We start from the raw sequence: 752 nt of genomic DNA, 5'->3' as shown, positions 1-752 counted from the left end.
ATTGAAGCCACAGGTCGCGATGCTCGGGCTCAACGCGAATGGCGATCCGGCGCGATTTGCCGGCATGGGGCTGCCGGTGATCGAGGACACGGTGCTAGGCCATGCCGGACCGCTGGCGGGTATCCTCGCCGGCCTCGAATGGGCGGCCGGGCAGACAAGCTGCCGGTGGCTGATGAGCGCCGCCGGCGACACGCCATTCTTCCCCGACGACCTCGTCGAGCGCCTGGCCGCCGCAACCCGCGACCGGCCGGGCGTGATCGCCGTCGCCAGTTCGGGCGGCAGGTGGCATCCGACCTTCGCGCTCTGGCCAATCGGCCTGCGCGACGCCCTGCGTCATTTCCTGGTCGACGAGGACAGCCGGCGGGTTTCCGCATTCATGGAGCGCCATGGCCATGTCGAGGTCGAATTCCCGATGATCGAGGCGGGCGGCCAAAAGATCGATCCGTTCTTCAACATCAACACGCCCGACGACCTTGCGGTGGCGGAGCGTCTGTTGCAAAGCCTCAGGCCATGAGACGCGTATTCGGCATCACCGGCTGGAAGAATTCCGGCAAGACGACCCTGACGGAAAAGCTGGTCGCCGAGCTGGTCGCGCGCGGCTGGACGGTTTCGACGGTGAAGCATGCCCACCATGACTTCGACATCGACAAGCCGGGAGCCGACAGCTTCCGCCATCGGCAGGCGGGCGCGACCGAGGTCGCCATCATTTCCGGCCGGCGCTGGGCGCTGATGCACGAATTGCGGGGCGAGGA

Annotated in this window: 2 protein-coding genes; both read left to right on the top strand. The window is 66.9% G+C overall.

Translation table 11 applies throughout. The features are described 5' to 3' along the window. Positions 1–514 (top strand): molybdenum cofactor guanylyltransferase MobA (gene mobA / locus EOA27_RS38775; protein ID WP_127259015.1); only part of this gene is annotated, 514 nt, incomplete at its 5' end. Next, on the top strand, positions 511–752 hold a 242-nt coding region (mobB, locus tag EOA27_RS38770), incomplete at its 3' end, for a molybdopterin-guanine dinucleotide biosynthesis protein B (protein WP_127259013.1). The genes mobA and mobB, both read left to right, overlap by 4 nt.

The organism is Mesorhizobium sp. M2A.F.Ca.ET.037.01.1.1, assembly GCF_003998075.1.
GTDB lineage: Bacteria > Pseudomonadota > Alphaproteobacteria > Rhizobiales > Rhizobiaceae > Mesorhizobium.
Note: the sequence above shows the minus strand (reverse complement) of the source record. Positions and strands in the feature narration are given on the sequence as shown.